This window comes from Pseudomonas salomonii (assembly GCF_900107155.1).
Lineage (GTDB): Bacteria > Pseudomonadota > Gammaproteobacteria > Pseudomonadales > Pseudomonadaceae > Aquipseudomonas > Aquipseudomonas salomonii.
Map to the genome: position 1 here is coordinate 239,537 of NZ_FNOX01000006.1, position 25,946 is coordinate 265,482.

The following is a 25,946-nucleotide window of genomic DNA, read 5'->3' on the forward strand; positions in this document are numbered from 1 at the left end:
CTAATGGAATCTTGTTATTCATGGGCATCAACACAGCCTTTACGGCGTCAGCCCATGAGAAAGCGAAGGGCACGGACCCTTCGCCCTTTAAAGCGTTACGCGCCGACTACGATCGGCCTTGCCAGAGGCGGGACGGCGGCGCTGACAGGCGCGATGCCGGCTTCGAACTCCGAGCGGAAGTATTTGATAGCGCTGCCCAATGGCTCCACGGCGCCCGGTGCGTGAGCACAGAACGTCTTGCCTGGGCCGAGGAAGCCGACCAGACCCAGCAGGGTCTCGATGTCGCCTGGCTGGCCTTCACCGTTCTCGATCGCCATCAAGAGCTTCACGCTCCATGGCAAACCGTCACGGCACGGGGTGCAGAAACCGCAGGATTCGCGGGAGAAGAACTGCTCCATGTTGCGCAGCAGCGAGACCATGTTCACGGTGTTGTCCACCGCCATCGCCAGGCCCGTACCCATCCGGGTGCCGACCTTGCCGATGCCGCCGGCATACATTTGTGCGTCGAGGTGCTCAGGGAGCAGGAAGCCGGTACCGGCGCCGCCTGGCTGCCAGGCTTTCAAGGTGTAACCGTCGCGCATGCCGCCGGCGTAGTCCTCGAACAGCTCGCGTGCGGTCACGCCGAACGGCAGCTCCCACAGGCCAGGGTTCTTGACCTTGCCGGAGAAACCCATGAGCTTGGTGCCCATGTCTTCGCTGCCTGCGCGGGCCAATGATTTGTACCAGTCGACGCCGTCGGCGATGATCGCCGGCACGTTGCACAGGGTTTCAACGTTGTTCACGCAAGTCGGCTTGCCCCACACGCCGACGGCGGCAGGGAAGGGCGGCTTGGAGCGCGGGTTGGCGCGGCGGCCTTCGAGGGAGTTGATCAGTGCGGTTTCTTCACCGCAGATGTAACGCCCGGCGCCGGTGTGCACGAACAGTTCGAAGTCAAAACCCGAACCGAGGATGTTCTTGCCCAACAGGCCGGCGGCCTTGGCTTCTTCCACCGCACGGTTGAGGTGCTTGGCGGCGGTGGTGTATTCGCCACGCAGGAAGATGTAGCCCCGGTAGGTTTTCAGCGCGCGGGCGCTGATCAGCATGCCTTCGATCAGCAGATGGGGCAGTTGCTCCATCAGCATGCGGTCTTTCCAGGTGTTGGGCTCCATCTCGTCCGCGTTGCACAGCAGGTAACGGATGTTGATGGATTCGTCTTTGGGCATCAGGCCCCATTTAACACCGGTGGGGAAGCCTGCACCGCCGCGGCCTTTAAGGCCGGCGTCTTTGACGGTCTGGACGATATCGTCCTGGGCCATGTCGGCGAAGGCTTTGCGCGCCGCCGCGTAACCGTTCTTGGCCTGGTACTCGTCGAGCCATACCGGCTCGCCGTCGTCACGCAGGCGCCAGGTCAGCGGGTGGGTCTCAGGCGAACGCTTGATCAGGTTGGCCGGGCCGAAAGATGTAAGGGTCATGGGTAGCCCTCGAGCAATTGGGTCACGCCAGCAGGCTGCACGTCACCGAATGTGTCGTCGTCGATCATCAACGCCGGCGCCTTGTCGCAGTTGCCCAGGCAGCACACCGGCAGCAGCGTGAAGCGGCCGTCCGCAGTGGTCTGGCCGAGGCCAATGCCCAGCTTGTTCTGGATCTCGCTGACCACCGATTCGTGGCCGCCGATGTAGCAGACCATGCTGTCGCACACGCGAATGATGTGGCGGCCGACCGGCTGACGGAAGATCTGGCTGTAGAACGTGGCCACCCCTTCAACGTCGCTGGCGGGAATGCCGAGGATCTCGCCGATGGCGTAGAGGGCGCCGTCCGGCACCCAGCCACGTTCCTTCTGGACGATCTTCAAGGCTTCGATCGACGCCGCGCGCGGGTCTTCGTAGTGATGCAGCTCGTGCTCGATGGCCGAGCGCTCGGTTTCACTCAAAGTGAAACGATCTGTTTGGATAAGCGTGCTGTTCATGCTTAGCGGTCCACGTCGGCCATAACGAAATCGATACTACCCAGGTACGCAATCAAGTCCGCGACCATCTCGCCTTTGATCACCGAAGGGATCTGCTGCAAGTGGGCAAAGCTTGGGGTACGAATCCGGGTGCGGTAGCTCATGGTGCCGCCATCGCTCGTCAGGTAATAACTGTTGATACCCTTGGTCGCCTCGATCATCTGGAAGGATTCGTTGGCCGGCGTCACCGGGCCCCACGAAACCTGCAGGAAGTGCGTGATCAGGGTTTCGATGTGCTGCAGCGTGCGCTCTTTGGGCGGCGGCGTGGTCAGCGGGTGATCCGCCTTATAGGGACCTGCCGGCATGTTGCGCATGCACTGCTCGATGATCTTCAGGCTCTGGCGCATTTCTTCAACGCGCACGATGCAACGGTCGTAGGCATCGCCATTGGCCGCCAGCGGCACTTCGAACTCGAAGTTCTCGTAGCCCGAGTAGGGGCGTGCTTTACGCAGGTCGAAGTCGCAACCGGTGGAACGCAGGCCGGCACCGGTGACGCCCCATTCCAGGGCTTCTTTGGTGTTGTACTGCGCGACGCCGATGGTACGGCCCTTGAGGATGCTGTTGTCCAGCGCAGCCTTTTGGTACTCGTCCAGACGCTTGGGCATCCAGTCGATGAATTCCTTGACCAGGCGCTCCCAGCCGTTCGGCAGGTCGTGGGCCACACCGCCGATGCGGTACCACGCCGGGTGCAGGCGGAAACCGGTGATGGCTTCGATCACCTTGTAGGCGCGTTGACGGTCGGTGAAGGTGAAGAACACCGGCGTCATGGCGCCAACGTCCTGGATGTAAGTACCCAGGAACAGCAGGTGGCTGGTGATCCGGAAGAACTCGGCCATCATGATGCGGATGGTGTCGACGCGGTCCGGTACCTTGATACCGGCCAGCTTCTCGACCGACAGCACGTACGGCAGGTTGTTCATCACGCCGCCGAGGTAGTCGATACGGTCGGTGTACGGGATGAAGCTGTGCCACGACTGGCGCTCGGCCATCTTCTCGGCACCACGGTGGTGGTAGCCGATGTCCGGCACGCAGTCGACGATTTCTTCGCCGTCCAGTTGCAGGATGATCCGGAAGGCACCGTGAGCCGAAGGGTGGTTCGGGCCCAGGTTGAGGAACATGTAGTCCTCGTTGGTGCCGGAGCGCTTCATGCCCCAGTCTTCCGGACGGAAGCGTGCAGCCTCTTCTTCAAGCTGCTGCTTGGCGAGGTTGAGGCTGAACGGGTCGAATTCGGTGGCGCGCGCCGGGAAGTCCTTGCGCAGCGGGTGACCTTCCCAGGTCGGCGGCATCATGATGCGCGTCAGGTGGGGGTGGCCCGGGAAGTCGATGCCGAACATGTCCCAGACTTCACGCTCGTACCAGCTGGCGTTCGGCCAGATACCGGTGACGGTCGGGATGCTCAAGTCGCTTTCGGTCAGCGCGACCTTGATCATCACGTCGCTGTTACGTTCCAGCGACATCAAGTGGTAGAACACGGTGAAATCGGCGCCGCTCGGCAGGCCTTGACGCTTGGTGCGCAGACGCTCGTCCACGCCATGCAGGTCATAGAGCATGACGTACGGCTTGGGCAGGTTGCGCAGGAAGCTCAGGACTTCGACGAGCTTGGCGCGCGCCACCCACAGCACCGGCATACCGGTGCGTGTGGCCTGGGCGGTGAAGGCGTCAGGGCCAAAACGGTTATTGAGTTCGACAACCACATCCTGGTCGTCTGCCTTATAAGGCGGGATATACAGAGCACTGCCTGTAGTCATGGTTTTTTATCGCTTTCGGTCAACGTAAAGAATGAAGCCAGGTTTTCGTTCTATAAAAGAAGCGGGCTGGATCAGACTTCGTCGGGGCTGCGCAGGTTGGTGACTGCGATTCGCTGTTCGCGGCGCTGTTCCTTTTGTGACGGCATCTCGGCGCGATAAACGCCTTGATCACCGACCACCCAGGACAGCGGACGACGCTCCTTGCCAATCGACTCCTGCAACAGCATCAAGCCTTGCAGAAAAGCTTCAGGGCGAGGCGGGCAGCCAGGCACGTAGACGTCCACGGGCAGGAACTTGTCCACCCCTTGAACGACGGAGTAGATGTCGTACATGCCACCGGAGTTGGCGCACGAACCCATGGAGATAACCCACTTCGGCTCGAGCATTTGCTCGTAGAGGCGCTGAATGATCGGCGCCATCTTGATAAAGCAGGTGCCGGCGATAACCATGAAATCCGCCTGGCGCGGTGATGCCCGGATAACTTCGGCGCCAAAGCGCGCGATGTCGTGGGGCGCCGTGAAGGCGGTGGTCATTTCCACGTAGCAGCACGAAAGGCCGAAGTTGTACGGCCACAGGGAGTTTTTACGCCCCCAGTTGACCGCGCCACTCAGCACGTCTTCGAGTTTGCCCATGTAGATGTTTTTGTGGACTTGATCTTCTAACGGATCGGAAACGGTTTCCCGTTCGCCGATAGGGTACTGATCGTTAGGAGCATCCGGGTCGATCCTGGTGAGATTGTATTGCATCGCCAAAGCCTCATTGTTTCAGCTTCGCTTGCCGCTTACGACGAGCTTCCGGAGCCCAGTCAAGGGCGCCCACTCGGAATAGGTAGACAAGGCCTGCCAACAGAATTGCTATGAAAACGAGGGCTTCGACGAATCCGGTCCAGCCGCTTTCGCGGACGGACACAGACCAGGCAAAGAGAAAGAGGGCTTCGATATCGAAGATCACGAACAGCATCGCGACCAGATAGAATTTGGCTGAGAGCCGCAAGCGGGCGCCACCTGTAGGCAGCATGCCGGACTCGAACGGTTCATTTTTGCTGCGGCCCCAGGCTTTTGACCCAAGGAGGCTGGAGACGCCGAGCATGAAGGCGCAAAGGCCCACAACACCGAGGAGGAAAATGGCAAAGCCCCAGTTGTGGGCCATGAGTCCTGTCGCTTCGGTCATGCTGGAAATCCTTAACAGAGAGCAAAGGTCTCTGAGCTCGAAAAAGTAACGATGCAGTGACGATATGTCGCAGCGCAATCAATCGCGGTGATTTTATGGCTAAACACCGGGCAAGTAAAATTCCTGTAGCGAAATTATTCGATGGAATAAGCACATAGTGCACCTTCTTGGGGCTGTAGCCCTTGTGGGCTGGGGATTAGCGGGCATTTAATCAAATGTGTTTTGTTTAAGCGGTAAAGAAGTTTTCATTGGCTAAATGATAATGAATATTGTTTGCGCGGGGTTTAAGCGAATGTTTCTCGTGTGGCGCGGGAAGTTATTGTTACTTGCTTGATTGCGGCTAGTTGCTGGAGGGGATCTTTTAACCGATTTGATTCAGGCAAATACCGCTCTGGGTCAATATTTTGCGCAAAAAACCAAGGCTCGACACCGTTAAGGTGATAGGTGGGGTTTTCAAACAGGCAAAAAAACGCCCCGAACCAGTCGGGGCGTCAGATCAAGCGGCAGTGCGGTTAGGTCTTCCGTGGGGCCGCACTGGCCGTGTACTCGCTGCTTAGTGGAACTGCTCTTCTTCGGTCGAGCCGGTCAGCGCGGTCACGGACGAGGTGCCGCCCTGGATCACGGTGGTCATGTCGTCGAAGTAGCCGGTGCCCACTTCCTGCTGGTGCGCCACAAAGGTGTAACCCTTGGCGGCATCAGCGAACTCTTGCTCCTGCAGTTTCACGTAGGCAGTCATGTCGTTGCGGGCGTAGTCGTGCGCCAGGTTGAACATGCTGTGCCACATGTTGTGAATGCCGGCCAGGGTGATGAACTGGTGCTTGTAGCCCATGGCCGACAGCTCGCGCTGGAACTTGGCGATGGTCGCGTCGTCCAGGTTCTTCTTCCAGTTGAAAGAAGGCGAGCAGTTGTAGGACAGCAGTTGGTCCGGGTATTCCTTCTTGATCGCCTCGGCAAAGCGACGCGCTTCGTCCAGGTCCGGCTTGGCGGTTTCGCACCAGATCAGGTCGGCGTACGGCGCGTAGGCCAGGCCACGGGCGATCGCCTGGTCGAGACCGGCACGTACTTTATAGAAGCCTTCCTGGGTGCGTTCGCCGGTCACGAATGGCTGGTCGTACGGGTCGCAGTCGGAGGTCAGCAAGTCGGCCGCGTTGGCGTCGGTACGCGCCAGGATGATGGTCGGCGTGCCGGCAACGTCAGCGGCCAAGCGTGCTGCGGTCAGCTTTTGTACGGCTTCCTGGGTTGGAACCAGTACCTTGCCGCCCATGTGGCCGCATTTTTTCACCGACGCCAGTTGGTCTTCGAAGTGCACGCCGGCAGCGCCTGCCTCGATCATGCTCTTCATCAGTTCGTAGGCGTTGAGTACGCCGCCGAAACCGGCTTCAGCGTCAGCCACGATTGGCGCGAAGTAGTCGATGTAGCCTTCGTCGCCCGGGCCTTTACCGGCTTTCCACTGGATCTGGTCGGCGCGGCGGAACGAGTTGTTGATGCGCTTGACCACGGTGGGCACGGAGTCCACCGGGTACAGCGATTGGTCGGGGTACATGGATTCTGCGGAGTTGTTGTCCGCAGCCACTTGCCAGCCGGACAGGTAGATCGCCTGGATACCGGCTTTTACCTGTTGAACTGCCTGGCCGCCAGTGAGGGCGCCCATGCAGTTGACGAAATCTTTTTCGGGGCGGAAGGACGGCTTGGCACCCTGGGTGACCAGCTTCCACAGCTTCTCGGCGCCGAGTTTTGCAAAGGTGTGCTCAGGTTGAACCGAGCCACGCAGGCGGACGACGTCAGCAGCGGAATAAGCGCGGGTTACGCCTTTCCAGCGTGGGTTTTCAGCCCAGTCTTTTTCAAGGGCTGCAATTTGCTGTTCGCGTGTCAGTGCCATGGGGAAAACCTCGTCGCATAGGTCTAGGTGGAAAATTCCATTTGCCAGCCACGTATCAAGTGCGTGGTTGTGGCTGCTCGCTGACCAGAAGCTTGGGCGGCCAAGTCAGGTTCGACGGGGAAGACGACGGGATGAACGCGTTGCGAGAGGAGGAATTGAGCAGGTAAGGGCAAACTGCGAACAGTCTTCGGGCATCGTGGGCCTTGGTACGATCCATCAGTGTGTAGCCGGGTTACCTGGTTAGCTTCCGTCCCTCGGGACAACTTCGTTCCAGTCGCAACCAACGTCAAACACACCTTGTGGGCGGTACAGACACGAATCGGCTCAGGTGGGTAGCTTAGAGCGGCGATCCGAAGGCCCTTGCCAGGGCCCCTGATTAGCGGGAGCGAGGCCATCATGCACAGGCTTTTTTGGCTCGTCAAATGTTTTGTAGTGCTTTTTTTCAGGCACTACATCTTTAGTCTAATGCGACTCGCCAGTCAGTTTTTGGTGCTTTAGTTCAGCGTATCGACCTTGACCCGCAAAGTCAGGTCGTCGCGGCCCTGAGTAGAGTAGATGCGGGTTGTAGAGGATTTATCGGCCTGAGTCTCGCGGTTGATGCCTGCCAGTGGAATCCATTCACCCAGGCGGCCACTGACCGTTGTGTCGGTACTTTGCACATTCACTACATCGGGACGTTCCTGGCTCATTCGGTCACGGTTGGTACTGATGGCCAGGTGTACGGTCTCGCCAGTGACGCTGGCAGTGACGTAAAAGCCCTGGGTGACGTTGCGATACTGGGTCTGGTTTTGCGGGCGGCCGTAGGCGTCTGGCTGCGTGGTGGTCAGTGGCACGCTCTGGCCGACCTGGATCAGCGCGGGCACGCCTTCACTGGCCTGAATCTGCTGGATGCCACCGTCGCGGCTGGCGGTGCCGTAACTGATGATGCGGGTTTGGCTGTCGCCGCTGTTTTGTTGGTTGTTTTCGTTGCTGTCGACGGTGATCAGCAGGCGCTTGGCGGGTGTGTCCAGCTGTGCAAGCAAGGCACGCAGGTCCTGGATCTTGCCGGGGTCGGCTTTAACAATAAGCTGGTTGCCGTAGGCGCTGACGCTACCGTCCTTGCCGATAAAGTTCTGCGCCACGGGCAGCAGGTCGGCGCTGGTGCGGTTGCTCAGGTTGACGACTTCGGTGTCGGCGATGGCGCAGGCGCTGGCGCTGAGGAGGAGGGCGGTGAGCAGGGTGCGTAGGGACATGTCCGTTATCTCTGCGAGTCAATTAGGCGTGATAGTGCCAGTTTGTCGGCCCGGCAGGTCGCAAGTTGAATCGTAGACGGCAAAATGCCCTGGCAGGCAGGGCATTTTGTGGTGTTGCTGAGATAGCCTTTGCGAGCAAGCCCGCTCCCACATTCGACCGCATTCCAAAGGATCTACTCGGTCAAGTGTGGGAGCGGGCTTGCTCGCGAAGGGAGCGACTGGGTTTTGGATCAGCCCTCGCGCACCATATCAACGTGCGGAATCCCGACTTCCAGGAATTCGTCACTGACGATCGTGAAACCCAGTCGCTCATAAAAGGGCGCCGCATACACCTGCGCACTCAGGAACTGCCTGGTCTGGCCACGTTTCTCGGCCTCGCCGATCACGGCTTCCATCAGCTTGTCGCCGACCTTCAGGCCGCGCCAGTCCTTGAGTACCGACACGCGACCAATCTCGCCGCTGGGCAGCAGGCGAGCGGTGCCAATCGGAAAATCGCCTTCGAATGCAAGAAAATGCATCGCGTCGGCGTCATCCGCATCCCACTCCAGTTCCGGTGGAACCGATTGTTCAGCGATAAACACCGCCTCACGAATGCGCCGAATCTCAGCGATATCCTTTTGCCAGTCCGCGACACTTACGTGAATCTTATTCATCGGCAAATCCCAGGCTTCCTTGCTTGACCAGTTCGCACAGCAGGTCACGGCCGTCTTCGTCGGCCAGCCAGGTGCCGAGGTTTTCGCTGTGCAGGGCGTCGGCCGAGCAGACCAGTTTCAACAGTTCGCGCAATTTGCCTGGCAGGTAACGGCTTTGGCCGCTGGCAAACAGCAGTACGTCATCGTCCACTTCAGACCACGCCATGCGCGCGCTCGGGTTGCGGACCAGGATCGCGCCGTTTTCCAGGCTGCTGATAAAGTCTTCTTCACCCAGCTCTTCACCGGCGACCAGTTCCGGGTAGCGCGGCTCGGTCATGAACTGGCCGAACCAGGTCAGCAGCATGCGCTCATCGCTCATGTGCTCGGCCAGCAGGCCTTTGAGGCGGTCGAGTGCGTCCGTCTGAATCTGGTGCGGGTCGCTGACCGGTTGGGCGTCGGCGTCGGTGTAGCGCTCTTCATCGGTCAGGTACTGGCTGAGGAAGTCAGTGAAGTGGGTCAGCACTTCGGCAGCGCTCGGTGCACGGAAGCCCACCGAATAGGTCATGCAGTCATCTTCGGCGATGCCGAAGTGCGCCAGGCGCGGCGGCAGGTAAAGCATGTCGCCCGGTTCCAGTACCCATTCTTCGCTCTGTTCGAATTCCGCCAGGATGCGCAGGTCGGCGTGTTGCAGCAGCGGGCTTTCGGAATTGCACATTTGGCCGATTTTCCAGTTGCGCTTGCCTTGGGCCTGCAGCAGGAACACGTCGTAGTTGTCGAAGTGCGGACCAACACTGCCACCGGGGGCGGCGAAGCTGATCATCACATCGTCGATGCGCCAGCTGGGCAGAAAGCGGAAGTGTCCCAGCAGCTCGGCAACTTCGGGTACGAATTGGTCGACGGCCTGCACCAGCAGGGTCCACTCGCGCTCAGGCAACGTGCTGAACGCATCTTCGGCGAACGGACCGCGGCGCAGTTCCCATGGGCGCTCGCCGTGTTCGATCACCAGGCGCGATTCAACTTCTTCTTCCAGGGCTAAGCCTGCCAGTTCGTCGGCGTCGATCGGGCTTTCGAAATCAGGGATGGCCTGACGGATCAGCAGCGGTTTTTTCTGCCAGTAGTCGCGCAGGAATTCCCGCGCCGTGATGCCGCCCAGAAGTTGAAGAGGAATATCAGGATTCATGTGTAACCTATTGAAAAAAAGCACTTTTAAGACAGGAATAAAAACGCCCGGCGCGGCCGGGCGTCTCAAAGGGTCGTGCGCTGATCAGATGCGCTTGGCTTGCTCTACCGCGTTGCCGATGTAGTTGGCCGGGGTGAGCAGTTTCAGCTCGGCCTTGGCAGCGGCTGGCATGTCCAGGCCATCGATGAAAGTTTGCAGCGCCTCAGGGCTGATGCCCTTGCCGCGCGTCAACTCTTTCAGCTTCTCGTACGGGTTTTCGATGTTGTAGCGGCGCATTACGGTCTGGATCGGCTCGGCCAATACTTCCCAGCACGCATCCAGGTCAGCGGCGATCTTCTGCGCGTTGAGCTCAAGCTTGCTGATGCCTTTGAGGCTGGCTTCGTAGGCGATCACGCTGTGGGCAAAGCCCACGCCGAGGTTGCGCAGTACGGTGGAGTCGGTCAGGTCGCGCTGCCAGCGCGAGATCGGCAACTTGCTGGCCAGGTGCTGGAACAGGGCGTTGGCGATACCGAGGTTGCCTTCGGAGTTTTCGAAGTCGATCGGGTTGACCTTGTGCGGCATGGTCGACGAACCGATCTCGCCGGCGATGGTGCGCTGCTTGAAGTAGCCCAGGGAGATGTAACCCCAGATATCGCGATCGAAGTCGATCAGGATGGTGTTGAAGCGCGCAATCGCGTCGAACAGCTCGGCGATGTAGTCGTGGGGTTCGATCTGCGTGGTGTAGGGGTTGAAGCCCAGGCCCAGCTCGTCTTCGATGAAGGCGCGGGCGTTTTCTTCCCAGTCGATTTCCGGGTAGGCCGACAGGTGGGCGTTGTAGTTGCCCACGGCGCCGTTGATTTTGCCCAGCAGCGGCACGGCCGCGACTTGAGCGATCTGGCGCTCCAGGCGATACACCACGTTGGCCAGTTCTTTACCCAAGGTAGTCGGCGAAGCCGGTTGGCCGTGGGTGCGCGACAGCATCGGCACGTCAGCGAAGCGGATGGCCAGCTCGCGGATAGCGTTGGCGGTCTGGCGCATCAGTGGCAGCATCACGTCATCACGGCCTTCGCGCAGCATCAGGGCGTGGGACAGGTTGTTGATGTCCTCGCTGGTGCAGGCAAAGTGGATGAACTCGCTGACCTGGGCCAGTTCCGGCAGCTTGGCCGCTTGCTCTTTGAGCAGGTATTCGATGGCTTTGACGTCGTGGTTGGTGGTGCGCTCGATCTCTTTCACACGCTCGGCGTGCTCCAGGGAGAAGTTTTCCGCCAGGGTGTTCAATACAGCGTTGGCTTCGGCGGAAAACGCCGGCACTTCGCTGATGGCAGGGTGAGCGGCCAGGCGCTGGAGCCAGCGCACTTCAACCAGAATGCGAGCACGGATCAGGCCGTATTCGCTGAAAATAGGGCGCAGGGCCTGGGTTTTGCCGGCGTAGCGGCCGTCAACAGGGGAAACCGCAGTGAGCGAAGAGAGCTGCATGGGGTGTTCTCGGACAGTCGGGCAACGAAATGGGGCGCGTATCATACATGAAAAAATCCGCCGGTCCGTCGCCAACTGACCGGCGTATTACGCGTGAGGCTATAAAAAAGCGGGTTGCTGCGACTTATTCGTTGCGCATCAACGGGTAAAGCTCTTTGAGCAATTTGCGTCGGCTGATCACCAACTGCCAGCGATGACCGCCCAACTGACGCCACAACCGCGCCGAACGAATACCGGCCAGGAGCAGGGCGCGGATTTTCGAGGCGTTGTTCGGTTGCTGCAGGTTGCGCATGTCGCCGTGCACCTGGATGCGCTGGCGCAAGGTGCTCAACGTGTCCTGGTACAGCGCGCCACAGGCGGCAATCACGTTTTCGTGGGCCGGGCCGAAGTGTTCCACCTGGGATTGAATCTGCGGCAGGCGTTTGCCGATGGTTTCGAGCAGGTCGTCGCGCTTGGCCAGTTGCCGCTCAAGGCCGAGCATCGACAGCGCATAGCGCAGCGGCTCGCGTTGCAAGGTGCTTGGGTCGCGCTCTAGGGCGCCGATCAGCGCACGGTAACCTTCACGCAGCGCCAGGTCATCGCCGCCATACACTTCCAGGGTGTCCTTGGGGTCGCGGATCAGCAGGCTGCCGAGCATGCAGGTCAGGCCTGCTTCGGTCACCTGGCCGGTCTTGGCGATCTTGTCGACCAGCACGGCGGCGAGGAAAACCCCGCCGAGTGCCGTCAATTGCTCCTGGGTCGGGCTCATGCCGCGCCGCTCCAGGCTTCGGCGACTTCAATCACGCCGCCGCCCAGGCAAATTTCGCCGTCATAGAACACCACCGATTGGCCCGGCGTGACCGCGCGTTGCGGGTCATCGAAGGTGGCGCGGTAGCCGCCGGCGGTTTTTTCCAGGGTGCAGGGCTGGTCGCTCTGGCGATAGCGCACTTTGGCGGTCAGGCGGCGTGGCGCGCTCAGGTCGATCGGGTTGACCCAATAGATTTCCGACGCCAGCAGCGCGCCCGAGAACAGCAGTGGGTGCTCATTGCCCTGGCCCACCACCAGCACATTGTTTTCCAGGTCCTTGACCAGTACGTACCACGGCTCTTCGCCGGCGTCTTTCAGTCCGCCGATGCCCAAACCCTGACGCTGGCCGATGGTGTGGTACATCAGGCCATGGTGGCGGCCGATTACCTCACCGTCGGTGGTTTTGATTTCGCCCGGTTGTGCCGGCAGGTACTGCTTGAGGAAGTCGCTGAAGCGGCGCTCGCCGATAAAGCAGATCCCGGTGGAATCCTTCTTTTTGGCAGTGGCCAGGCCGTGTTTTTCGGCGATCTTGCGCACTTCGGGTTTTTCCAGCTCGCCGACCGGGAACAGGGTCTTGGCGATCTGTTCGCCGCCGACGGCGTGCAGGAAGTAACTCTGGTCCTTGTTCGGGTCCAGGCCTTTGAGCAGTTCGGTGCGGTTGTCGACGTCGCGACGGCGCACATAGTGGCCAGTGGCAATCAGGTCGGCGCCGAGGATCATGGCGTAGTCGAGAAACGCCTTGAACTTGATTTCGCGGTTACACAGGATGTCCGGGTTCGGCGTACGACCGGCCTTGTATTCGGCCAGGAAGTGCTCGAACACGTTGTCCCAGTACTCGGCGGCGAAGTTGGCGGTGTGCAGCTTGATGCCGATCTTGTCGCACACGGCCTGGGCGTCGGCCAGGTCGTCCATAGCGGTGCAATATTCCGTTCCATCGTCTTCTTCCCAGTTCTTCATGAACAGGCCTTCCACCTCATAACCCTGCTCCATGAGCAGAACGGCGGAAACGGAAGAATCCACGCCGCCGGACATGCCGACGATGACGCGCTTCTTTTGTGTGTCAGAAGGGGCTGGATCACGCATAGGGTTTCAACGGGTGTCTTGAAAAAGGACGCGATTCTAACAGGCTCACGCCCGCAAGGCTAAAGAGAAGGGCGGATCAATTCGAGGCTATGGCGCTGGCCGGCCAGATAATCATCGATACAGCGGATGATCAGCTCACTGCGCCAGTCGTCGCGCAGGGCCATCAGCTCCTCACGGGTCAGCCAGCGGGCGCGGACGATGCCTTCATCGAGTGTGTAGTCGGGATGATGTTTCAAGGCTTTGGCGGTAAAGCATACGCGCTGATAAGTCACGCCATTGCTGGGCGCGGTGTACAGGTAGATGCCGACAATGCCGGTGGCCTCGACGTCCCAGCCGGTTTCTTCGAGGGTTTCGCGCACGGCCGCTTCGGTGAGGGTTTCATGCGGGTCCAGATGGCCGGCCGGCTGGTTGAGCACGGCGCGGCCGCCCTTGAGTTCCTCAACCATCAGGAAGCGGCCGTTGTCTTCGACGATAGTGGCGACGGTGATGTGGGGTTGCCAGGTCATGGGTGCCTCAATGTGTAGTGACTGAAGAAACTCGTTCAGTGTGGGAGCTGGCTTGCCTGCTCCCACATTTGATCGGGGTTGTTCAGTGAAACCAGGGCGCAAACAGAAACCCCGGCACATGGCCGGGGCTTCTTTGCATCCTTACAGCCTTACTTCAACTTGGCAATCGCCGCATTGAGGGTGTTGCTTGGGCGCATGGCTTTGCTGGTCAGCTCCGGGTTCGGCGCGTAGTAGCCGCCGATGTCCACTGGCTTGCCCTGTACGGCGTTCAGCTCGGCAACGATGGTTGCCTCATTGTCGGCCAGGGTTTTGGCCAGTTCGCCGAACTGCGCTTGCAGTGCAGTATCTTCAGTCTGGGCGGCCAGGGCTTGCGCCCAGTACAGCGCCAGGTAGAAGTGGCTGCCGCGGTTGTCGATGTTGCCGACTTTGCGCGATGGCGACTTGTTGTTGTCGAGGAACTGGCCAGTGGCCTGGTCCAGGGTCTTGGACAGCACCAGGGCTTTCGGGTTGTTATAAGTAACACCCAAATGCTCAAGGGACGCAGCCAGGGCCAGGAACTCGCCCAGGGAATCCCAGCGCAGGAAGTTCTCTTCAACCAGTTGCTGCACGTGCTTCGGGGCCGAACCGCCGGCGCCGGTTTCGAACAGGCCGCCACCGTTCATCAGCGGCACGATCGACAGCATCTTGGCGCTGGTGCCCAGTTCCATGATCGGGAACAGGTCGGTCAGGTAGTCACGCAGTACGTTGCCGGTCACCGAGATGGTGTCCAGGCCCTTGCGGGTGCGCTCCAGGGTGAACTTCATCGCGTCGACCGGCGACATGATGCGGATGTCCAGGCCTTCGGTGTTGTGGTCTTTAAGGTAGGCCTGAACTTTCTCGACCACCACGCCATCGTGCGCGCGCTTAGGGTCCAGCCAGAAAATGGCTGGGGTGTTGCTGGCGCGAGCGCGGTTGACGGCGAGCTTGACCCAATCCTGGATCGGCGCGTCTTTGGTCTGGCACATGCGGAAGATGTCGCCGGCGTCAACAGCCTGTTCCATCAGCAAGGTGCCCTTGCTGTCGGTGACGCGGACTACGCCGTCAGCCTTGATCTGGAAGGTCTTGTCGTGGGAGCCGTACTCTTCGGCTTTCTTGGCCATCAAGCCAACGTTTGGCACGCTGCCCATGGTGGTTGGGTCGAAAGCGCCATTGGCCTTGCAGTCTTCGATGACGGCCTGGTAGATGGTGGCGTAGCAGCGATCCGGGATCACCGCCTTGGTGTCGTGCAGTTGGCCGTCGGTGCCCCACATTTTGCCGGAGTCACGGATCATGGCCGGCATCGAGGCGTCGACGATGACGTCGCTCGGTACGTGCAGGTTGGTGATGCCTTTGTCGGAGTTGACCATCGCCAGGGAAGGGCGAGCGGCGTAGACCGCCTGAATGTCAGCTTCGATCTGCGCTTGTTGCTCGGCCGGCAACGCCTTGATGCGAGCGTACAGGTCGCCGATGCCGTTGTTCAGGTTGAAGCCGATCTGTTCCAGCACGGTAGCGTGCTTGGCCAGGGCGTCTTTATAGAACTCGGCAACGATCTGGCCGAACATGATCGGGTCGGAGACCTTCATCATGGTGGCTTTCAAGTGAACCGACAGCAGCACGCCTTGCTGCTTGGCGTCTTCGATTTCAGCGGCAATGAACGCGCGCAGAGCTTTTTTGCTCAGCACGGCGGTGTCGATGATTTCGCCGGCTTGTACCGAGGTCTTTTCTTTCAAGACGGTCGCGGTGCCGTCTTTGGCGATCAGTTCGATTTTTACGGCGTCAGCGGCTTCGATCTGCACGGCTTTTTCGCTGCCGTAGAAGTCGCCGTTGCTCATGTGTGCGATGTGCGACTTGGAGTCGGCAGCCCAGGCGCCCATTTTGTGCGGGTGCTTGCGCGCGTAGTTCTTGACCGACAGCGGTGCGCGGCGGTCGGAGTTGCCTTCGCGCAGTACCGGGTTCACGGCGCTGCCCTTGACCTTGTCGTAACGTGCGCGGGTTTCTTTTTCCGCGTCGGTGGTTACGGTTTCCGGGTAGTCCGGCAGGGCGTAGCCCTGGGCCTGCAGTTCCTTGATCGCCGCTTGCAGTTGCGGGGTCGAGGCGCTGATGTTAGGCAGCTTGATGATGTTGGCTTCAGGCGTAACGGCCAGGTCGCCCAGTTCGGCGAGGTGGTCCGCGATTGCCTTGGTGCCCAGTTGCTCGGGGAAGCTTGCGAGGATGCGCGCGGCCAGGGAAATGTCGCGGGTTTCCACAGCAATATCAGCGGAAGCGGTGAAGGCCTCTACGATAGGCAGCAGTGAATAGGTGGCGAGGGCTGGGGCTTCGTCGGTGAAGGTGTAGATGATCTTCGAGCGGGTGGGCATATTCGGATTAACTCTCTTCTTTGCTGAAAGCGTGCGCAGAAACTCGAGATGCGCCGGGTGGAGCGCGTTCGTTCAAAGTCATCCATGAGCGAAATGTCGAGGTTTCTTCGCGGTGATGTTGGTTTGCATCAGTCGAGCGTCAAGCGGGTGGACTATTGTATTAGTCCTGCTTTGTAGCGGAAGGCTTTGTTCTAGAGCGGTCCGCCGTCGTGACTCTTTGGTCAGCGGCGGCATTATACATAGGTCGCTATGCTTACGCCGAGCCTTCATACAAAAGGTGTGTCGTCCATTGGTCTAAAGGTCGCAGGGCCAAGACTGCGACCAAAGTCGCACGATGTGCTCAAGATTGGCGATTTTGCCTTTGCTTTCAGGCTTGTAGGCGACAAATTATGCTGTTTTCGATGCAAATGAGCATGGCGTTAGGTTTCAGTCGCCATATATCTGGAGTAGGCTCGAACGCAGCCAGATGTTCAATCCATAGATGGAGTTCAGCATGGGATACAAGAAGATTCAGGTTCCGGCAGTCGGCGACAAAATCACCGTCAATGCAGACCATTCTCTCAATGTTCCTGACCAACCGATCATCCCTTATATAGAAGGCGACGGTATTGGCGTCGACATCAGCCCGGTGATGATCAAGGTGGTCGACGCAGCTGTTGAAAAGGCCTACGGCGGTAAGCGCAAAATCTCCTGGATGGAGGTGTATGCCGGCGAGAAAGCGACTCAAGTCTACGACCAGGACACCTGGCTGCCCCAGGAAACCCTGGATGCGGTCAAGGATTACGTGGTTTCCATCAAGGGCCCGCTGACCACGCCGGTTGGCGGCGGCATCCGTTCGCTGAACGTGGCCCTGCGTCAGCAGCTCGATTTGTATGTCTGCCTGCGCCCGGTGCGCTGGTTTGAAGGTGTGCCCAGCCCGGTCAAGAAGCCTGGCGATGTGGACATGACCATCTTCCGTGAAAACTCCGAAGACATTTATGCCGGTATCGAGTGGAAGGCCGGTTCGCCGGAAGCGATCAAGGTGATCAAGTTCCTCAAGGAAGAAATGGGCGTTACCAAGATCCGTTTCGACCAGGACTGCGGGATTGGCATCAAGCCGGTTTCCAAAGAAGGCACCGAGCGCCTGGCGCGCAAAGCCCTGCAATATGTAGTGGATAATGACCGCGATTCGCTGACCATTGTGCACAAAGGCAACATCATGAAGTTCACCGAAGGTGCCTTCAAGGAGTGGGCGTACGGTATTGCCGAAAAGGAATTTGGCGCGACCCTGCTCGACGGCGGCCCGTGGATGCAGTTCAAAAACCCCAAAACCGGCAAGAATGTAGTGGTCAAGGACGCGATTGCCGACGCCATGCTCCAGCAGATTCTGTTGCGTCCGGCGGAATATGATGTGATTGCCACGCTTAACCTTAACGGTGACTACCTGTCTGATGCGCTGGCGGCGGAAGTAGGTGGCATTGGTATTGCGCCGGGGGCCAACCTTTCCGACACCGTGGCGATGTTCGAAGCCACCCACGGTACCGCGCCTAAATATGCAGGCAAGGATCAGGTCAACCCGGGTTCATTGATTTTGTCGGCGGAAATGATGCTGCGTCACATGGGTTGGACGGAGGCGGCGGATCTGATCATCAAGGGCACCAATGGTGCGATTTCGGCGAAGACCGTGACCTATGACTTCGAGCGTTTGATGGAGGGCGCGAAGCTGGTGTCGTCGTCAGGGTTTGGTGATGCGTTGATTTCGCATATGTAAAACGGTGTTAAAAAAACCGGACACCCCAAGTGATTGGGCTGGCCGGTTTTTTGTTTTCACTTTGCTCGGCGGCTGATCAGGCCGTTGCTTCTTTTGATTCTTGAGCTTGATTGTCTTTCCCGCCGTGCGCCGTGTTTGACTTTTGCTCTTGGCTTGCAAGTGCGCCAATATTGACGGCGTGCAAACCCTTGGGGCCTTGGATTATCTCAAAAGACACGGGCTGACCTGCCTTCAGGGTCTTGTATCCGTCCATATTAATCGCAGAATAATGCGCAAACAGGTCTTCAGCTTTGCCGTCTTCGACGATAAAGCCGTACCCCTTGGCATTGTTGAACCACTTGACCTTGCCACTCGACATACCCATATCCCTCTGCACCAGACTCCATCACTGGAGTATCATCCAGTTTATCCGTCCTAACCCGAATAAATAAGGTTGACTGCGCGGACCTTTTTTACCCACTGTGGGTTCTATTGGTTGTAACACCGTTTCGCCGATAGTCAAGGCGACCGATCGGTCAGAGTTGAAATTCTGACAGGTCGCCCCCACCACTGTATTTGAACCACTGACGAACCTTTCTTTCCATGCATGCAAACAGCCAGATTCGACTAACATTCAATCAGGATCGCCCGGATCAGGAACACGATGACGACGGTTCTGCAGGCATTGCTGTCCAGGAGGCGAAGCCTGCTCTACAGGCGCCGCCGATGTACAAGGTGGTTTTGTTCAATGATGACTACACACCGATGGATTTCGTCGTCGAAGTGCTCGAGGTGTTTTTTAACCTGAACCGCGAGCTGGCGACCAAGGTAATGCTGGCCGTTCACACAGAAGGACGGGCAGTATGTGGAGTGTTTACCCGTGACATCGCCGAGACAAAGGCCATGCAGGTCAACCAGTACGCCAGGGAAAGCCAGCATCCGCTACTCTGTGAAATCGAGAAGGACGGTTAACGCCGACCACTTGGGTATGAGGTGAAGCTATGTTAAACCGCGAGCTCGAAGTCACCCTCAATCTTGCCTTCAAGGAGGCCCGTTCGAAGCGTCATGAATTCATGACCGTCGAGCACCTGCTGCTGGCACTTTTGGATAACGAAGCTGCCGCCACCGTTCTGCGTGCGTGCGGCGCCAACCTCGACAAACTCAAGCATGACCTGCAGGAGTTTATCGACTCCACCACGCCATTGATCCCCGTGCATGACGAGGACCGTGAAACCCAGCCAACCCTGGGCTTTCAGCGGGTATTGCAGCGTGCTGTCTTCCACGTACAGAGCTCCGGTAAGCGTGAGGTCACGGGCGCCAATGTGCTGGTGGCAATTTTCAGCGAGCAGGAAAGCCAGGCAGTGTTCCTGCTCAAGCAGCAGAGCGTTGCCCGTATTGATGTCGTCAACTACATCGCCCACGGTATCTCCAAGGTGCCAGGGCACGGCGATCATTCCGAGGGTGAGCAGGATATGCAGGACGACGAGGGCGGTGAGTCTTCTTCTTCGGGCAATCCACTGGATGCCTATGCCAGCAACCTTAACGAACTGGCGCGCCAGGGGCGGATCGATCCGCTGGTGGGGCGCGAGCTTGAGGTTGAGCGTGTAGCGCAGATCCTCGCGCGTCGTCGCAAGAACAACCCCTTGCTGGTGGGCGAGGCGGGCGTGGGTAAAACCGCGATTGCCGAAGGCCTGGCCAAGCGCATCGTGGATAACCAGGTGCCGGATTTGCTTGCCAACAGCGTCGTCTACTCCCTTGATCTGGGTGCGTTGCTCGCCGGGACCAAGTACCGTGGCGATTTCGAGAAACGCTTCAAGGCGCTGCTCGGCGAGCTGAAAAAACGCCCGCAGGCGATCCTGTTTATCGATGAAATCCACACCATCATTGGCGCCGGTGCGGCGTCGGGTGGGGTGATGGACGCCTCCAACCTGCTCAAGCCGCTGCTGTCGTCGGGTGATATCCGTTGCATCGGTTCGACCACGTTCCAGGAATTTCGCGGCATCTTCGAAAAAGACCGTGCCCTGGCGCGCCGCTTCCAGAAAGTCGATGTGTCCGAGCCTTCGGTAGAAGACACCATCGGCATTCTGCGCGGCCTCAAGGGGCGCTTCGAGGCCCATCACGGCATCGAGTACACCGATGAAGCCCTGCGTGCCGCTGCGGAGCTGGCATCGCGCTACATCAATGACCGGCACATGCCGGACAAAGCCATCGACGTGATCGACGAGGCGGGTGCCTACCAGCGTCTGCAGCCGGTCGAGAAGCGTGTGAAACGCATCGACGTGCCTCAAGTCGAGGACATCGTGGCGAAGATCGCGCGTATTCCGCCTAAGCACGTCAACAGTTCCGACAAGGAGCTGCTGCGTAACCTGGAGCGCGACCTCAAGCTCACGGTGTTCGGTCAGGATGCGGCTATCGACGCGTTGTCCACCGCGATCAAGCTGTCGCGCGCGGGCCTCAAGTCGCCGGACAAACCGGTCGGTTCGTTCCTGTTCGCAGGCCCGACCGGCGTCGGCAAGACCGAAGCTGCGCGCCAATTGGCCAAGGCCATGGGCATTGAACTGGTACGCTTCGACATGTCCGAATACATGGAGCGCCACACCGTGTCGCGCCTGATCGGTGCGCCTCCGGGCTATGTCGGGTTCGACCAGGGCGGCCTGTTGACCGAAGCCATCACCAAGCAGCCGCACTGCGTGTTGCTGCTCGATGAAATCGAGAAGGCCCACCCGGAAGTCTTCAACCTGCTGCTGCAGGTCATGGACCATGGCACCCTGACCGATAACAACGGGCGCAAGGCGGACTTCCGCAACGTCATCGTGATCATGACCACCAACGCCGGTGCCGAGACTGCTGCGCGGGCCTCCATTGGCTTTACGCATCAGGATCACTCATCCGACGCCATGGAAGTGATCAAGAAGAGCTTCACGCCGGAGTTCCGCAACCGTCTGGACACCATTATCCAGTTTGGTCGCCTCAGCCATGAGGTCATCAAAAGCGTGGTGGACAAGTTCCTTACCGAGCTTCAGGCGCAGTTGGAAGACAAGCGCGTGCAGCTGGAAGTGACGGATGCGGCGCGCAACTGGCTGGCCGAAGGCGGCTACGACTCGGCAATGGGCGCTCGCCCAATGGCGCGTCTGATCCAGGACAAGATCAAGCGGCCACTGGCCGAAGAGATCCTGTTTGGCGAGCTTTCCGACCATGGCGGCGTGGTGCATATCGACCTGAAGGATGGCGAGCTGACCTTCGAGTTCGAAACCACGGCCGAAATGGCCTGATAGCTGATCGCAACACAGCAAAAGGCGCCGAAAGGCGCCTTTTTTCTGTCTCGAGAACACAATCGTCAAAACACTGGTGATCCCCTGTGGGAGCGGGCTTGCTCGCGAACGCGGTGGGTCAGTGACAGATGAATTGACTGATACACCGCATTCGCGAGCAAGCCCGCTCCCACAAGTATTTGTGGTGTTGGACAAATCTCGCACACACAAAAACGCCCGGCATAACCGGGCGTTTTGTATTGACTTGCTTAACGAGCGCGGTAAGTGATGCGCCCTTTGCTCAAGTCATAGGGCGTCAGCTCGACGCGCACTTTGTCACCGGTAAGAATACGAATGTAGTTCTTGCGCATCTTGCCGGAGATATGCGCGGTTACGACGTGCCCATTTTCCAACTCCACACGAAACATGGTGTTGGGCAGGGTGTCGACGACAGTGCCTTCCATTTCGAAGCTGTCTTCTTTCGACATGCAGTAAAGCCCTCGGTATCCAGTGAATGGCCCGGTGCAACTGCGCCAGGCAAAAGCGGCGTGCATTGTGCCCGAAAAAGGGTGTTTAAGCCAAGGGGTTCTAGTTAAGCGTTACCCATCTTTGATTAATCAGCAGCTCAATGGGCCGATATTGGGTCTTGTAGTTCATCTTTTTGCAGTTCTTGATCCAGTATCCGAGGTACACCGCCTCCAGTTCCAGGCGCAGGGCTTCACCGATTTGCCACAAAATCGCAAAGCGCCCAAGGCTGCGGCGTTCTTCGGAAGGCTCATAGAAGGTGTAGACCGCCGACAGGCCGTTGGGCAGCAGGTCGGTCACCGCCACCGCCAGCAGGCGGCCATCCAGGCGGAACTCATAGAAGCGTGAGAAGGGCAGGTCGCGCACCAGGAAGGTCGAAAACTGATCACGGCTGGGCGGGAACATGTCGCCATCTGCGTGGCGTTGTTCGATGTAACGCTGGTAAAGATCGAAATATTCTTCGCTGTACTGTGGCTTGGTGGCCGTGACCGTCAGGTCGGCGTTGCGTTTGAGAATGCGTTTCTGATTACGGTCCGGCAAAAACTGCGCAACCGGGATACGCGCAGGCACGCACGCATTGCAATTCTGGCAATGGGGTCGGTACAGATGATCGCCGCTGCGCCGAAAGCCCATCTCCGAAAGGTCGGCATACACATGCACGTCCATCGGCTGGCTGGGGTCGAGGAACAGTGTGGTGGCCTGCTCGTCAGGCAGATAGCTGCAAGAGTGGGCTTGAGTGGCATAAAACTTCAAGCGCGCCAGCTCGGTCATGATCAACCCTCGGGTTAAGCTTTGAAATAAGTGTATGCCAGGTACGCGCAAGTCGCCTAGGAAACCCACGGGCCAGAGCTGGGTTGGTCCAAATGGTTACGCAGGAAATCGGCAAATTCACTGCGTGGTATGGCGCGGGCGCCGAGGCTGTGCAGGTGGTCATTGGGCATCTGGCAGTCGATCAGTACAAAACCCCAGGCCTGCAACTGGCGGGTCAGTGTGGCAAAGCCGAACTTGGAGGCATTGTCGGCGCGGCTGAACATCGATTCGCCAAAAAACAATTGGCCCATGGCCAGGCCATACAGGCCGCCGACCAGCTTGCCGTCATCCCACACTTCAACGGAGTGCGCGTAGCCGCGCCGGTGCAGCTCCAGGTAGGCGCTTTGGATGCCTTCGGTGATCCAGGTGCCGTCCGCATAAGCGCGGGGCGCGGCGCAGGCCTGGATGACGGCGGCGAAGTCCTGGTCGAAGGTCACGCTGTAGCGCTGCTGGCGCAACAGTTTGCCCAGGCTGCGTGATACGTGCAGTTCGTCGGGGAATATTACCGTGCGTGGGTCTGGAGACCACCAGAGGATCGGCTGGCCGTCGGAGAACCACGGAAAGCAGCCATGGCGATAGGCCTGGATCAGTCGCTCGGCCGACAGGTCGCCGCCGGCAGCCAGCAAGCCATTGGGTTCGCGCATGGCCTTGGCCAGCGGCGGAAAAGTCAGGGAATCGCGTTGCAACCAGGTCAGCATGGCATCCAGGCTTACGGTGGGGGAGGGGAGTGGCAGGTATGACGCCTGCCGCATGTGGGGTGATTATTGTCGACAAGGCGCTGTGGGGCCAGCCCGAATCGGGCATCGGCGCGCAATAGCGTTAACGGGTGTTTCTGCAACTCTGCCCTACAGGCGCGGTCGTAATCGGGTCTGGGCCATGCAGGCCAATTGCCAAGCTTGCCTGCTTTGATAAAAACAGCGCATAAGCCTTTGTCAGCAAAGGCAATGCATGCTCAAATTGAACAGGCTGTGACACATCATTTGTGCAGGCCGTCGGGTGAGGGCAAGTACGTGGCATCGCCGACGCAAACCCGTACAATGCGGGCATCGTGGCGTTATCGCCCTTTCACCTGTTCATCACCCAATGTTAAAAGTAGTTTCAGCGACATTCGTTCATTTTTCAGCTGCTCGGATTGAGCAGTGTGCAGTCATTCAACAGATGGACGCGCTAAAGGCGCAGGAATAGACCCGTTTTGAAGAAATCCGCCGCAACACCTAAAGCAGCAGTCGTGCCGGCCTGGCGTCAGCACCTGCATTATCGACTCAAGGAAGGCGCGCTGATCGCTATTGGCGCCCTGTGCCTGTTCCTGATGATGGCCTTGCTCACCTATGGCAAGGACGACCCGGGCTGGAGCCACAACAGCAAGATCGAAGACGTGCAGAACTTCGGCGGCCCCGCCGGTTCCTACAGCGCCGATATCCTGTTTATGGTGCTGGGTTACTTTGCGTATATCTTCCCGCTGCTGCTGGCGATCAAGACCTGGCAGATCTTCCGCCAGCGTCACGAGCCGTGGCAGTGGAGCGGCTGGCTGTTCTCCTGGCGCCTGATCGGCCTGGTGTTCCTGGTGTTGTCCGGCGCGGCGCTGGCGCACATCCATTTTCATGCACCTACCGGCCTGCCGGCGGGCGCGGGCGGGGCGTTGGGCGAAAGCCTCGGCGACCTGGCGCGCAAGACCCTGAACATCCAGGGCAGCACCTTGATGTTTATCGCGCTGTTCCTGTTTGGCCTCACCGTGTTCACCGACCTGTCGTGGTTCAAGGTGATGGACGTGACCGGCAAGATCACCCTGGACCTGCTCGAGTTGTTCCAGGGCGCGGCCAACCGTTGGTGGTCGGCCCGAGTTGATCGCAAGCGCATGGTCGCGCAACTGCGCGAGGTGGACACCCGCGTTAACGAAGTGGTGGCCCCGAGCACGCCGGACCGCCGCGAGCAGGCCAAGGTCAAGGAGCGCTTGATCGAGCGCGAGCAGGCCCTGAGCAAGCACATGTCGGACCGCGAGAAGCAGGTGCCGCCGGTGATTGCCCCGGCACCGCCCAAAGCGCCCGAGCCGAGCCATCGTGTGCAGAAAGAGAAGCAGGCGCCGTTGTTTGTCGACAGCGCCGTCGAAGGCACTTTGCCGCCGATCTCGATTCTCGACCCGGCCGAAAAGAAACAACTCAATTATTCCCCGGAATCCCTGGCGGCGGTTGGCCATCTGCTGGAAATCAAACTCAAGGAATTCGGCGTCGAAGTCTCGGTGGATTCGATTCACCCAGGCCCGGTGATTACCCGTTACGAGATCCAGCCGGCCGCCGGCGTCAAGGTCAGCCGTATCTCCAACCTGGCCAAAGATCTGGCCCGCTCCCTGGCCGTGACCAGTGTGCGTGTGGTGGAAGTGATCCCCGGCAAGACCACCGTCGGCATCGAGATTCCCAACGAAGACCGCCAGATCGTGCGGTTCTCCGAGGTGCTGTCGACCCCGGAATACGACAACTTCAAATCGCCGGTCACCCTGGCCCTCGGCCACGACATCGGCGGCAAGCCGGTGATCACCGACTTGGCGAAAATGCCGCACCTGCTGGTGGCCGGTACCACCGGTTCCGGTAAGTCGGTGGGCGTGAACGCGATGATCCTGTCGATCCTGTTCAAGTCCGGCCCGGATGACGCCAAGCTGATCATGATCGACCCGAAGATGCTCGAATTGTCGATCTACGAAGGCATCCCGCACCTGCTGTGCCCGGTGGTGACCGATATGAAGGACGCCGCCAACGCCCTGCGCTGGAGCGTCGCCGAGATGGAGCGCCGCTACAAGCTGATGGCGAAGATGGGCGTGCGTAACCTGTCGGGCTTCAATGCCAAGGTGAAGGAAGCCCAGGACGCCGGCACACCGCTGACCGACCCGCTGTACAAGCGTGAAAGCATCCACGACGAAGCGCCGCTGCTGACCAAGCTGCCGACCATCGTGGTGGTGGTCGACGAGTTTGCCGACATGATGATGATCGTCGGCAAGAAGGTTGAAGAACTGATCGCGCGTATCGCCCAAAAGGCGCGTGCGGCCGGTATTCACTTGATCCTCGCGACCCAGCGGCCGTCGGTGGATGTGATCACCGGCTTGATCAAGGCCAACATTCCGACGCGGATGGCGTTCCAGGTCTCCAGCAAGATCGACTCGCGCACCATCATCGACCAGGGTGGCGCCGAGCAACTGCTCGGCCACGGTGACATGCTCTACATGCCGCCGGGCACCAGCCTGCCGATTCGCGTGCACGGTGCGTTCGTCTCCGATGACGAAGTGCATCGCGTGGTCGAAGCCTGGAAACTGCGTGGCGCGCCGGAATACAACGACGACATCCTCGCGGGCGTGGAAGAGGCCGGCAGCGGCTTCGACGGCGGCAGCAGCGGTGATGACGATGCCGAAACCGACGCGCTTTACGACGAAGCCGTGGCATTCGTACTCGAAAGCCGTCGCGCCTCGATCTCTGCGGTGCAGCGTAAGCTCAAAATCGGCTACAACCGCGCCGCCCGCATGATCGAATCCATGGAAAATGCCGGCGTCGTGACCGCCATGAACACCAACGGTTCGCGTGAAGTCATCGCCCCCGGGCAGATGCGCGACTGACCC

22 protein-coding genes are annotated in these 25,946 nt (G+C 59.4%); 4 read left to right on the top strand and 18 right to left on the bottom strand.

Annotated elements, in window-relative coordinates; translation table 11 throughout:
- Window positions 1-95: 95 nt before the first annotated feature.
- From nuoF to BLV67_RS15650, 14 genes are all read right to left on the bottom strand, one after another.
- Window positions 96-1,451, bottom strand: coding sequence for an NADH-quinone oxidoreductase subunit NuoF (gene nuoF, locus BLV67_RS15585; RefSeq protein WP_069788240.1), 1,356 nt, complete (start codon window positions 1,449-1,451; stop codon window positions 96-98).
- Window positions 1,448-1,945 carry an NADH-quinone oxidoreductase subunit NuoE gene (gene nuoE / locus BLV67_RS15590; RefSeq protein WP_056861694.1) on the bottom strand — a complete coding sequence of 166 codons (498 nt, stop codon included), beginning with the start codon at window positions 1,943-1,945 and terminating at the stop codon, window positions 1,448-1,450. Before nuoE ends, nuoF begins: the two co-directional genes overlap by 4 nt.
- Before the next feature lie 2 nt (window positions 1,946-1,947).
- Window positions 1,948-3,732: an NADH-quinone oxidoreductase subunit C/D gene (gene nuoC / locus BLV67_RS15595; protein ID WP_069788239.1), complete on the bottom strand. Its 1,785-nt coding sequence runs from the start codon at window positions 3,730-3,732 to the stop codon at window positions 1,948-1,950.
- Window positions 3,733-3,803: 71 nt separating this feature from the next.
- Window positions 3,804-4,478: a NuoB/complex I 20 kDa subunit family protein gene (locus BLV67_RS15600; protein WP_012724951.1), complete on the bottom strand. Its 675-nt coding sequence runs from the start codon at window positions 4,476-4,478 to the stop codon at window positions 3,804-3,806.
- Between the two features lie 10 nt (window positions 4,479-4,488).
- Window positions 4,489-4,902, bottom strand: a complete 414-nt coding sequence (locus BLV67_RS15605; protein WP_003219575.1) for an NADH-quinone oxidoreductase subunit A — start codon at window positions 4,900-4,902, stop codon at window positions 4,489-4,491.
- A gap of 553 nt (window positions 4,903-5,455) precedes the next feature.
- Window positions 5,456-6,781 carry an isocitrate lyase gene (gene aceA, locus BLV67_RS15610; RefSeq protein ID WP_003219577.1) on the bottom strand — a complete coding sequence of 442 codons (1,326 nt, stop codon included), beginning with the start codon at window positions 6,779-6,781 and terminating at the stop codon, window positions 5,456-5,458.
- Between the two features lie 494 nt (window positions 6,782-7,275).
- Window positions 7,276-8,013 carry a secretin N-terminal domain-containing protein gene (locus BLV67_RS15615; RefSeq protein WP_069788238.1) on the bottom strand — a complete coding sequence of 246 codons (738 nt, stop codon included), beginning with the start codon at window positions 8,011-8,013 and terminating at the stop codon, window positions 7,276-7,278.
- Between the two features lie 230 nt (window positions 8,014-8,243).
- Window positions 8,244-8,666, bottom strand: coding sequence for a GNAT family N-acetyltransferase (locus BLV67_RS15620; protein WP_069788237.1), 423 nt, complete (start codon window positions 8,664-8,666; stop codon window positions 8,244-8,246).
- Complete coding sequence (locus BLV67_RS15625) at window positions 8,659-9,825, bottom strand: ribosomal protein uL16 3-hydroxylase (RefSeq protein WP_065931017.1); 1,167 nt, start codon at window positions 9,823-9,825, stop codon at window positions 8,659-8,661. The genes BLV67_RS15620 and BLV67_RS15625 overlap by 8 nt, the downstream gene beginning before the upstream one ends.
- Window positions 9,826-9,909: 84 nt before the next feature.
- Window positions 9,910-11,280: an adenylosuccinate lyase gene (purB, locus tag BLV67_RS15630; protein ID WP_069788236.1), complete on the bottom strand. Its 1,371-nt coding sequence runs from the start codon at window positions 11,278-11,280 to the stop codon at window positions 9,910-9,912.
- Between the two features lie 124 nt (window positions 11,281-11,404).
- A complete protein-coding gene (hflD, locus tag BLV67_RS15635) occupies window positions 11,405-12,028 on the bottom strand; it encodes a high frequency lysogenization protein HflD (protein ID WP_017137510.1) in 624 nt (207 codons plus the stop codon).
- Window positions 12,025-13,149: a tRNA 2-thiouridine(34) synthase MnmA gene (mnmA, locus tag BLV67_RS15640; protein WP_065931016.1), complete on the bottom strand. Its 1,125-nt coding sequence runs from the start codon at window positions 13,147-13,149 to the stop codon at window positions 12,025-12,027. Before mnmA ends, hflD begins: the two co-directional genes overlap by 4 nt.
- Before the next feature lie 59 nt (window positions 13,150-13,208).
- Window positions 13,209-13,655, bottom strand: a complete 447-nt coding sequence (locus tag BLV67_RS15645) for an NUDIX hydrolase (protein ID WP_056861700.1) — start codon at window positions 13,653-13,655, stop codon at window positions 13,209-13,211.
- A gap of 149 nt (window positions 13,656-13,804) precedes the next feature.
- Window positions 13,805-16,030 (bottom strand): NADP-dependent isocitrate dehydrogenase, encoded by a 2,226-nt coding sequence (locus BLV67_RS15650; protein ID WP_069788235.1) that lies wholly within the window; start codon window positions 16,028-16,030, stop codon window positions 13,805-13,807.
- A 493-nt stretch (window positions 16,031-16,523) separates the two neighbouring features.
- Between BLV67_RS15650 and icd the strand changes: the two genes are divergently transcribed.
- A complete protein-coding gene (gene icd, locus BLV67_RS15655; protein WP_065931181.1) occupies window positions 16,524-17,780 on the top strand; it encodes an NADP-dependent isocitrate dehydrogenase in 1,257 nt (418 codons plus the stop codon).
- A 76-nt stretch (window positions 17,781-17,856) separates the two neighbouring features.
- On the opposite strand, the gene cspD is transcribed toward icd, so the two are convergent.
- Complete coding sequence (gene cspD / locus BLV67_RS15660; RefSeq protein ID WP_218177969.1) at window positions 17,857-18,138, bottom strand: cold shock domain-containing protein CspD; 282 nt, start codon at window positions 18,136-18,138, stop codon at window positions 17,857-17,859.
- Window positions 18,139-18,362: 224 nt separating this feature from the next.
- Between cspD and clpS the strand changes: the two genes are divergently transcribed.
- Together clpS and clpA are read left to right on the top strand one after the other, a co-directional pair.
- Window positions 18,363-18,731 carry an ATP-dependent Clp protease adapter ClpS gene (gene clpS, locus BLV67_RS15665; RefSeq protein ID WP_005789091.1) on the top strand — a complete coding sequence of 123 codons (369 nt, stop codon included), beginning with the start codon at window positions 18,363-18,365 and terminating at the stop codon, window positions 18,729-18,731.
- Window positions 18,732-18,760: 29 nt separating this feature from the next.
- Entirely contained in the window at window positions 18,761-21,031 is a 2,271-nt protein-coding gene (gene clpA, locus BLV67_RS15670) for an ATP-dependent Clp protease ATP-binding subunit ClpA (protein WP_056861703.1), read from the top strand.
- A 248-nt stretch (window positions 21,032-21,279) separates the two neighbouring features.
- On the opposite strand, the gene infA is transcribed toward clpA, so the two are convergent.
- The 3 genes from infA to aat form a co-directional block, all read right to left on the bottom strand.
- Window positions 21,280-21,498, bottom strand: coding sequence for a translation initiation factor IF-1 (gene infA, locus BLV67_RS15675; RefSeq protein WP_002553999.1), 219 nt, complete (start codon window positions 21,496-21,498; stop codon window positions 21,280-21,282).
- A 100-nt stretch (window positions 21,499-21,598) separates the two neighbouring features.
- Window positions 21,599-22,306, bottom strand: coding sequence for an arginyltransferase (locus tag BLV67_RS15680; protein ID WP_065931013.1), 708 nt, complete (start codon window positions 22,304-22,306; stop codon window positions 21,599-21,601).
- Between the two features lie 56 nt (window positions 22,307-22,362).
- Complete coding sequence (gene aat / locus BLV67_RS15685) at window positions 22,363-23,043, bottom strand: leucyl/phenylalanyl-tRNA--protein transferase (RefSeq protein WP_069788234.1); 681 nt, start codon at window positions 23,041-23,043, stop codon at window positions 22,363-22,365.
- 494 nt (window positions 23,044-23,537) lie between these two features.
- Here aat and BLV67_RS15690 point away from each other — a divergent pair, with 494 nt between their 5' ends.
- Entirely contained in the window at window positions 23,538-25,943 is a 2,406-nt protein-coding gene (locus BLV67_RS15690; protein ID WP_069788233.1) for a DNA translocase FtsK, read from the top strand.
- Window positions 25,944-25,946 lie beyond the last annotated feature (3 nt).